At 66.7% G+C, this 9,521-nt stretch carries 8 protein-coding genes; 5 read left to right on the top strand and 3 right to left on the bottom strand.

Annotated features, from left to right (window positions below; translation table 11 throughout):
• Positions 1-333 precede the first annotated feature (333 nt).
• The 4 genes from ABE522_RS15025 to ABE522_RS15010 all read left to right on the top strand — a co-directional run bounded on the left by ABE522_RS15025 (position 334) and on the right by ABE522_RS15010 (position 2,945).
• Positions 334-840 (top strand): glutathione peroxidase, encoded by a 507-nt coding sequence (locus ABE522_RS15025; protein WP_346592385.1) that lies wholly within the window; start codon positions 334-336, stop codon positions 838-840.
• A 95-nt stretch (positions 841-935) separates the two neighbouring features.
• Positions 936-1,916, top strand: coding sequence for an FKBP-type peptidyl-prolyl cis-trans isomerase (locus tag ABE522_RS15020; RefSeq protein WP_346592383.1), 981 nt, complete (start codon positions 936-938; stop codon positions 1,914-1,916).
• An 81-nt stretch (positions 1,917-1,997) separates the two neighbouring features.
• A complete protein-coding gene (locus ABE522_RS15015; RefSeq protein WP_309685121.1) occupies positions 1,998-2,240 on the top strand; it encodes a SlyX family protein in 243 nt (80 codons plus the stop codon).
• Between the two features lie 9 nt (positions 2,241-2,249).
• Complete coding sequence (locus ABE522_RS15010) at positions 2,250-2,945, top strand: DUF2058 domain-containing protein (protein ID WP_346592382.1); 696 nt, start codon at positions 2,250-2,252, stop codon at positions 2,943-2,945.
• A gap of 136 nt (positions 2,946-3,081) precedes the next feature.
• Here ABE522_RS15010 and metH read toward each other — a convergent pair whose 3' ends face one another.
• From metH to ABE522_RS14995, 3 genes are read right to left on the bottom strand one after another with little or no spacing between them, the layout of a single operon-like run.
• Positions 3,082-5,766 (bottom strand): methionine synthase, encoded by a 2,685-nt coding sequence (gene metH, locus ABE522_RS15005; RefSeq protein WP_346592381.1) that lies wholly within the window; start codon positions 5,764-5,766, stop codon positions 3,082-3,084.
• Positions 5,763-6,869 (bottom strand): homocysteine S-methyltransferase family protein, encoded by a 1,107-nt coding sequence (locus ABE522_RS15000; RefSeq protein WP_346592380.1) that lies wholly within the window; start codon positions 6,867-6,869, stop codon positions 5,763-5,765. Before ABE522_RS15000 ends, metH begins: the two co-directional genes overlap by 4 nt.
• 7 nt (positions 6,870-6,876) lie before the next feature.
• A complete protein-coding gene (locus ABE522_RS14995; protein WP_346592379.1) occupies positions 6,877-7,806 on the bottom strand; it encodes an ArsR/SmtB family transcription factor in 930 nt (309 codons plus the stop codon).
• 525 nt (positions 7,807-8,331) lie between these two features.
• Here ABE522_RS14995 and ABE522_RS14990 point away from each other — a divergent pair.
• On the top strand, positions 8,332-9,504 hold the full coding sequence (locus tag ABE522_RS14990; RefSeq protein ID WP_406846371.1) for an acyl-CoA dehydrogenase family protein: 1,173 nt from the start codon (positions 8,332-8,334) through the stop codon (positions 9,502-9,504).
• Positions 9,505-9,521 lie beyond the last annotated feature (17 nt).

Raw genomic sequence — 9,521 nt, 5'->3', positions numbered from 1 at the left:
GAGCTACATGGACGTACTTGCGCGTGCCCCGCACAGCCTCCACGCCCGGCCCACCCCAGATGCGGCTCTAGATCCCAGAGCCACCCGCGAGGGGGTTTCCACCCGTTCGACCCACCCCGACCGCAGGCATGCCGCGCGCGCTGCGCGATCGTCGTAAAAGGCCGCTGCACGGCCCAGTGGTATAGTTCCCGGCGAAATACGGACCCCGCGTCCGGCCCTTCATTCCTGCCAGGAACACCTCCCATGCTGCGATCTGTTTCCCTGCCGCGCCGCGGCCCGGTCCTGCCCCGTCTGCTGGGTTCGCTGCTGGTGGCCGCAAGCCTGGCCCTGCCGATGATGGCCTCGGCCGCCGGCCTGCTGGACGTCGCCTACCGCCCGCTGGCCGGCAAGGACCCGGTGAACCTGGCCCAGCGCTACCACGGACGCGTCCTGTTGGTGGTCAATACCGCCAGCAAGTGCGGCTTCACTCCGCAGTACGAGGGCCTTGAAGCGCTGCAGAAGTCGTATTCCGCGCGCGGCCTGAGCGTATTGGGCTTTCCCTCCAATGACTTCAAGGGGCAGGAGCCGGGCGACGAGAAAGATATCCAGGAGTTCTGCACCCTGACCTACGGGGTCAAGTTCCCGATGTTCGAAAAGGTCCACGTCGTGGGTGACCAGGCGACCCCGCTGTACAAGGGCCTGACCGCCGCCACCGGCGTGGCCCCGGGCTGGAACTTCCACAAGTACCTGATCGGCCGCGACGGCGCGGTCATCGCGCAGTTCCCGAGCCGGGTGAAGCCGGATGACAAGGAACTGGTGGCGGCGATCGAACGCGCGTTGGCGGCCCCTGCGGGTCATTGAGCGACGCACGTGCGCCTCGACATATCGGACGCGCGTGCGACAATGCGTGTTTTCGCGCCGACGTCGGCGTTTTTTCACTTCCAGGAATGCAACACATGAAGATGGGAATGCGTGGCGCTGCGGCGTCGGTTCTGATTCTGGCGATGGGCACCACCGGCGTGGCGCTGTCGCAGCAACCGGCTGCCGCCCCGGCAGCAGCCAAGGAGACCGGTAATTTGAATTCCAAGCAGAAGCTCGGCTATGCCATCGGCGGCGACGTCGCCCGTTCGCTCGAAGCGATCAAGACGCACATCGACCTGGCCGCCATGCGTGAAGCCGTGCAGGCCACCTTCGATGGCAAGCAGCCGTTGATCACCCAGGCCGATGCGCAGAAGACCGACACGGCGCTGCGTACCTCCATGGCGATCGCCAATGGCCAGCAGGTTCCGGGCCAGGCACCGGGTTCGGCGCCGCCGAAGGTGGACAACCGCCAGGTCGGCCTGATGCTGGGCAGCTACATGGTCGGTCCGTCGCTGGCCGAGCTGAAGGGTGACATCGAGCTGGACGCGCTGTTCGACGCGGTCAAGACCGCTTTCGACGGTGGCCAGCCGAAGCTGAGCCAGGAAGAGGGCGCGGCGATCCTGCAGTCCTTCATGGCCACCAAACAGGCTGAAATGCAGGCCAAGGCCGCGCAGCTGGGCCAGACCAACCGTCAGGAAGGCAATGCGTTCCTGGCCAGGAACAAGACCGTGCCGGGCGTGGTCACCACCGCGTCGGGCCTGCAGTACCAGGTCATCCGCCCGGGCAGTGGCGAGCGTCCGCTGCCGAGCAGCAAGGTCAAGGTGAACTACGAAGGCAAGCTGCTGGACGGTACCGTCTTCGACAGCAGCTACCAGCGCGGCCAGCCGGTCGAGTTCGGCCTGGACCAGGTGATCAAGGGCTGGACCGAAGGTGTTTCGCTGATGCCGGTGGGCTCGAAGTACCGCTTCTGGATCCCGGGCGAACTGGCCTATGGCGAGAACGGCACCCAGGGTGGCCCGATCGGTCCGAACGCCACGTTGACCTTCGACGTCGAACTCCTTTCCGTGCAGCCGTAAGGCACGCACGCGCCCTGCCATACCCGCCGGGACCACCGGCGGGACTGGCGATCCATGTCATTGGCCGGGGACGATCAACGCATGTCTGAAATTTCATCGAGCGAACGCGAGCAGGCGCTGGAAGCGCGCCTGGTCGAGCTGGAAATGCGTGTCTCCTTCCAGGAGCAGGCATTGGCCGAGCTGAGCGAAGCGCTGGCCGATGCACGCATCGAGGGCTCCCGCAACGAGGGCCTGATGCGGGTATTGCTGGAGGACCTGGGCAAGGTCCGCAACGCGCTGTATTCCTCTGATCCGGTGGATGAGCCGCCACCGCCGCACTACTGATCTGTCCTTATGAGCGATACCCTCCGCGACCAGCTGATGGGCCTGGGCTTCAAGCCCGCGCCGAAGCCTGAACGCAGCAATGACCGCAAGCCCGACCGCAAGCCGGAGGCGCGCCGCGATGGGCGACCGGGCGGCGGCAGACCGGCGCATGCCGGTGCCCGCCCCAACGCTGGAAAGCCGGGCGAGAACCGCCCTGCGTCCTCCCGTCCGGGTAACCCTGGCAACCCCGGGAATCGCGCGGGCAACCGGCCACAGGGCGCGCGCAAGCCGCGCTCGCAGGAAGAGATGGACCTGGCCAAGGCCTACGCCATCCGTGCGCAGCGCGAGAAGGAAGAGCGCATCGAAGCCGAGCGCCAGAAGCAGGAAGAAGCACGCGTGCGCCGCGAGGCGAAGGCGAAGCTGGAAGTGCTGCTGAAGGATGCGTCGTTGAACGTTGAAGAAGCCGACATCGCGCGGCACTTCCCGTACGGCGGCAAGATCAAGCGGATCTACGTCACCGCTGATCAGCTGAAGGCACTCAACGGCGGCGAACTGGGCGTGGTGCAGGTGGCCGGCCGCTACATGCTGGTGACCGCGGACATGCTGGCCCAGGCCGAGGCGATCTTCGCCCAGGCCGTGGCGCTGAAGGTGGATCCGAACGCGCCGGCCGAGGATGACCCGTACGCCGATCCGCAGTACCAGGTGCCCGACGACCTGGTCTGGTAAGCGGCGCCACGCCATTGCCGAGCCATGCTCGGCGGCTTTGCCCGCTGCGCTCGCCGAGCGCGGCTCGGCGCTACCAGTCGTCGCTACACCGGTAGCGCCGACCCAGGGTCGGCGAGCGCAGCGGGCAGCCCCGGCATTACTCCGGATCGTAATCCAGGTTGGAGGCGAGCCAGCGCTCTGCCTGCACGCGGTCCACGCCCTTGCGCCTGGCGTAGTCGGTGACCTGCTCGCGGCTGACCCGGCCGACCACGAAATACTGGCTCTTCGGATGGCTGAAGTAGTAGCCCGATACCGCCGCCGTGGGCAGCATGGCGAAGCTTTCGGTCAGCTGCATCCCGGCATTGCCCTGCGCGTCCAGCAGCCGGAAAAGGGTGTCCTTCTCGCTGTGTTCCGGGCAGGCCGGATAGCCGGGAGCAGGCCGGATGCCGCTGTACTTCTCGGCGATCAACGCCTCGTTGTCGAGGGCCTCGTCGTTGGCATGACCCCAGAATTCCTTGCGCACGCGCTGGTGCAGACGCTCGGCAAGCGCTTCGGCGAAGCGGTCGGCCAGGGCCTTGAGCAGGATCGCATTGTAGTCATCATGGGCGGCCTCGAAGCGCGCCACGTGCGCATCGATGCCGATTCCCGCGGTCACCGCGAACGCGCCGATCCAGTCCTGGCGGCCACTGTCGGCGGGCGCGATGAAGTCGGCCAGGCAGAAATCCGGACGCTCGGCGGGCTTGTCGACCTGCTGGCGCAGGAAGTGCAGCGTGGCTTCGCCATCGGGATGCTGCACGCGGACGTCATCGCCCACGCTGTTGGCCGGCCACAGCCCGAACACCGCGCGTGCCTGCAGCCACTGCTCGCTGACGATCCGGTCCAGCATCTGCCTCGCATCGCGATACAGCTCGCTGGCCTGGCTGCCGACGATTTCATCAGTCAGGATCGCTGGATACTTGCCGGCCAGCTCCCAGGCCTGGAAGAACGGCGTCCAGTCGATGTAATCCACCAGTTCGGCCAGGGGATAGTCGTCGAACACATGCATTCCGGGCTGGTTCGGTGCCGGTGGCGCGTAGTCCGCCCAGCCGCCATCGAAACGCTGCCCACGCGCATGGGCCAGGCTGACCAGGCGCTTGGCATCGCCGCGGTTGCGGTGGCGCAGCCGGATGTCGGCGTAGTCGGCTTCGTTGGCGGCCACGAAGGCGTCGCGCAGGTCACGCGAGATCAGCGACTGCGCCACGCCGACCGCGCGCGATGCATCCTTCACCCATACCGTGGGCGCCTTGTAATGCGGGTCGATCTTCAGCGCCGTATGCGCGCGCGAAGTGGTGGCACCGCCGATCATGAGCGGCAGTTCGAAGCCCTGGCGCTGCATCTCGCGGGCCACGTGGCTCATTTCTTCCAGTGACGGGGTGATCAGGCCGGACAGTCCGATGATGTCGGCGTTCTCGGCGCGTGCGGCGTCGAGGATCTTCTGCGCCGGCACCATCACGCCCAGGTCGATCACCTCGAAGTTGTTGCAGGCCAGGACCACGCCGACGATGTTCTTGCCGATGTCATGCACATCGCCCTTGACCGTGGCCATGATGATCTTGCCGTTGCTGCGCGCGGTGTCGCCGCTGCGCAGTTTTTCCGCTTCGATCCAGGGCAGCAGGTAGGCGACCGCCTTCTTCATCACCCGCGCCGATTTGACCACCTGTGGCAGGAACATCTTGCCGGCGCCGAACAGATCGCCGACCACGTTCATGCCGTTCATCAGCGGACCTTCGATGACATCCAGGGGGCGCGTGGAGGCCTGCCGTGCCTCTTCGGTGTCCTGCTCGACCCAGGCATCCAGGCCGTGCACCAGCGCGTGGGCCAGGCGGTCGGTGACCGGCTTCTCACGCCAGGCCAGGTCTTCGACCCGCGCCGCGCCCTTGCTGCCCTTGTAACGTTCGGCGATTTCCAGCAGGCGCTCGGTGCCATCGGCGCGGCGGTTGAGGATCACGTCCTCCACCCGCTCGCGCAGCTCCGCGTCCAGGTCGTCGTAGATCGGCATCGCGCCGGCGTTGACGATGCCCATGTCCATGCCGGCCGCGATGGCGTGGTACAGGAATACCGAGTGGATCGCCTGGCGCACCGTCTCGTTGCCGCGGAAGGAGAACGACACGTTGGACACCCCGCCGGACACATGGCAGTACGGCAGCGTGCGCTTGATGATGCGGGTGGCTTCGATGAAGTCCACCGCGTAGTTGTCGTGCTCTTCGATGCCGGTGGCGACGGCGAAGATGTTCGGATCGAAGATGATGTCCTGTGGCGGAAAGCCGATTTCATCCACCAGGATGCGGTACGCCCGCGTGCAGATCTCGACCTTGCGTGCGCAGGTATCGGCCTGGCCGGCTTCATCGAAGGCCATCACCACCGCGGCGGCGCCGTAGCGCAGCACCTTGCGCGCATGCTCGCGGAACAGGTCCTCGCCTTCCTTCAACGAGATCGAATTGACCACGCTCTTGCCCTGCAGGCATTTCAGGCCGGCTTCGATCACGCTCCATCTGGAGGAGTCGACCATCACCGGGATGCGCGCGATATCCGGCTCGGACATGATCAGGTTGAGGTAGCGCGTCATCGCCGCCTCTGAATCGATCAGGCCTTCGTCCATGTTGACGTCGAGGATCTGCGCGCCGCTGGCCACCTGCTGGCGCGCCACGTCCACCGCTTCTTCGTAGCGCTCTTCTTTGATCAGCTTGCGGAACTGCGCGCTGCCGGTGACGTTGGTGCGCTCGCCGATGTTGATGAACAGCAGGTCCGGGGTGATGACCAGCGGTTCCAGCCCGGACAGACGGGTATGCGGGAGGTTGCTCATGCGGCCTGCTCCCGTGTGCCGGGCAGTGCCCGTGGTGGCAGGTTGGCGACGGCGTCGGCAATGGCGCGGATGTGCGCCGGGGTGCTGCCGCAGCAGCCGCCGACCAGGTTCAGCAGGCCGTCGGTGGCGAAGCCGCGCAGGGTGGCGGCCATCTCCTCCGGGGTCTCGTCGTACTCGCCGAACGCGTTGGGCAGGCCGGCGTTGGGGTGTGCGCTGACATGGCAGTCCGCCACCTGGGACAGTGTCTCCACGTGGGGGCGCATCGCATCGGCGCCGAGCGCGCAGTTGAGCCCGATCGACAGCGGCCGGGCATGCGCCAGCGAGGCATGGAAGGCCTCGGCGGTCTGGCCGGACAGGGTGCGTCCGGAGGCGTCGGTGATGGTGCCGGAAATCATCACCGGCAGGCGTGCGCCGCGCGCATCGAAGGCTTCCTCCACCGCGAACAGGGCCGCCTTGGCGTTGAGGGTGTCGAAGATGGTTTCCACCATCAGCGTATCGGCACCACCATCGATCAGCCCGTCGATGGCCTCGCGATAGGTACCGCGCAGTTCGTCGAAGCTGGTGTTGCGGAAGCCGGGATCGTTGACGTCCGGGCTGATCGAGGCGGTGCGGCTGGTCGGCCCGAGCACCCCGATGACGAAGCGCGGCTTGTCCGGCGTGGTCGCTTCCATTGCATCGCAGCAGGCACGCGCCACGGCGGCACCGGCCTTGTTCAGTTCGTACACCAGGTGCCCGAGATGGTAATCGGCCTGGCTGACCGACGTGGCGTTGAAGGTGTTGGTCTCCACCAGGTCCGCGCCTGCCTGCAGGTACTCGGTATGGATGCCGGCGATGATGTCCGGCCGGGTCAGCAGCAGCAGGTCATTGTTGCCTTTCAGGTCCTGCTGCTGCGCCGGGCCGTGGTCGCAGCCGGCGCCATGCACGTGGCCGTCGGCACGGGTATCCACGCCACCGATGAAGCGCTCGCCGCGGTAATCGTCCTCCTGCAGCCCATGGCGCTGGATCATCGTGCCCATCGCGCCGTCGATGATCAGGATGCGTTCGCGCAGGGCGCTGAGCAGGGCAGTGGCACGTTCGGGATGCAACCAGGGCAGGGCGGGCACGGCGACCTCAGGGTTTGTTGGCGATCAGCGAAATGACTTCGAAATGCGGCGGGCGTTTTTCGCGCGTCACCGTCTCCAGGCTCGACACCTGCAGGCCGGACTTGTCGACGAATTTGCGCAGTTCCTTGTCACTGAAGCCGAGGTTGACGTGGCCATAGGCATCCACTGCCGCCTTGTGCTCATGGCGGGCCAGGCTGCACAGCAGCAGGCGTCCGCCCGGGCGCAGCACGCGCGCCGCTTCGGTGACCGCCTGCGCCGGCTTGGCGGCGTAGGTAAGTGCATGCATCAGCACCACCAGGTCGAAGCTGCGGTCCTTGAAGGGAAGGGCATGCATGTCGCCTTCGCGCACCTCCACGTTGGGCAGGCGGCGCAGGCGCTCGCTGGCAGCGGCGACCACGCGCGCGCTGGTGTCGATGCAGACATAGCGCCTGGCATGCGGGGCCACCAGTTCGGCGAGCACGCCATCGCCGGAGGCGATATCCAGCACGTCGCCGGTTTCCAGCAGGGGCAGCGCAGTGCGCGCCAGGGCTTCCCAGGTGCGTCCCGGGGAGTAATGGCGTTCCATGTCACCGGCCACGCTGTCGGCCCAGTTCTGGTCGGCGGCACGGCTGGCCAGCACCGAGGCCACGCGTTCGGCATCCTGGCGCAGCAGCGGGTCGTCGCTGCCGGTGCTCAAGGCATGCCACAATGCGCGCTGTGCCGGGTCCAGCTGGGCGTCGTCGAAGCGGTAATACGCGGACACGCCCGCGCGCCGGTCGCGCACCAGCCCGGCCTCTTTCAGGCGTGCCAGATGCGTCGATACCCGTGGCTGGGCCAGCCGGGTGATCGCCGACAGCTCGGCCACGGTCAGTTCTTCCTGCTCCAGCAGCGCCAGCAGGCGCACCCGGGTGGCGTCGGCGAACACTTTCAGCCGGGTCGACCAGTCCTCGAGATCCATAAATATCCACCTATCGCGATAGAGAGATATTTTCGCCTCCAGGCGATGAACGGTCAAGCAACCGGAGGTTGGCGGTAGCGCCGACCCACGGTCGGCGAGCGCAGCGGGCTATGGGCGGCGGGATTCCGCCGAGCATGGCTCGGCGCTACCAAGGCGGCCAGACGGTAGCGCCGACCCATGGTCGGCGAGCGCAGCGGTGCGTGTGCTGAGGGATTCCGCCGAGCACGGCTCGGCGCTACCAGGGCGGCCAGACGGTAGCGCCGACCCATGGTCGGCGAGCGCAGCGTTACGTGGGCGGAGGGATTCCGCCGAGCACGGCTCGGCGCTACCAAAGCGGGGAAGTGCGGCAAGACGGTAGCGCCGACCCATGGTCGGCGAGCGCAGCGGTGCGTGGTCGGGGCGATTCCGCCGAGCACGGCTCGGCGCTACCAGGGCGGCGCAGCGGTGCGTGGTCGGGGGATTCCGCCGAGCATGGGTCCGGCGGCCCAGTCAGCTGGCGATACCCCGGCCCCAGTACAATCGCGGATTCATTACCCGGGAGGGGTCGTTGTGGATTTCAGCTTTACCGAAGAGCAGTTGATGCTGCAGGACGTCGCGCGCCGCATCGCGCAGGAAAAGATCGCGCCCAGCGCCGAACACCATGACCGCACCGGCGAGTTCCCGCTGGCCAACATCCAGCTGCTCGGCGAGAACGGGCTGATGGGCATCGAAGTGCCGGCCGAATACGGTGGCGCGGGCATGGACCCGATCGCCTATGTGCTGGCGATGGTGGAGGTCGCTGCCGGTGACGCGGCCCACTCGACCATCATGTCGGTCAACAATTCGCTGTTCTGCAACGGCATCCTGACCCATGGCACCGAGGCACAGAAGCAGAAGTACGTTCGCGCCATCGCCGAAGGGACCGCCATCGGCGCCTTCGCGCTGACCGAACCGCAGTCCGGCTCGGATGCCACGGCCATGCGCTGCCGCGCGGTCAAGCAGGCCGACGGCAGCTACGTGATCAACGGCAAGAAGAGCTGGATCACGTCCGGCCCGGTGGCCAGGTACATCGTCCTGTTCGCGATGACCGATGCGGAGAAGGGCGCGCGCGGCATCAGCGCGTTCCTGATCGACACCGAGAACGCCGGCTTCGGCCGCGGCAAGACCGAACCCAAGCTCGGTATCCGCGCGTCGGCGACCTGCGAGATCGAGTTCAACGATTACTTGGCGCAGGCCGAAGACGTGCTGGGCCAGGAGGGCGAGGGCTTCAAGATCGCGATGGGCGTGCTCGACGCCGGTCGCATCGGCATCGCTTCGCAGGCCATCGGCATCGCCCGCGCGGCGTATGAAGCGACGATCGAATACGTGAAGGAGCGCAAGGCGTTCGGCGCGGCCATCGGCACGTTCCAGATGACCCAGGCCAAGATCGCCGACATGAAGTGCAAGCTGGACGCGGCCCTGCTGCTGACCCTGCGTGCCGCATGGGTGAAGGGCGAGGGCAAGCGTTTCAGCAACGAAGCGGCGATCGCCAAGCTGACCGCATCGGAAGCGGCGATGTGGATCACCCACCAGGCGGTGCAGATCCATGGCGGCATGGGCTATTCGAAGGAAATGCCGCTGGAGCGCTACTTCCGTGACGCCAAGATCACCGAGATCTACGAAGGCACGTCGGAGATCCAGCGCCTGGTCATTGCCCGCAACGAAACCGGGCTGCGCTGAGGCTTCGGCGCAAGCGG

This window comes from Stenotrophomonas lacuserhaii (genome assembly GCF_039674585.1).
GTDB classification, from domain to species: Bacteria; Pseudomonadota; Gammaproteobacteria; order Xanthomonadales; family Xanthomonadaceae; genus Stenotrophomonas; species Stenotrophomonas pennii_A.
Note: the sequence above shows the minus strand (reverse complement) of the source record. Positions and strands in the feature narration are given on the sequence as shown.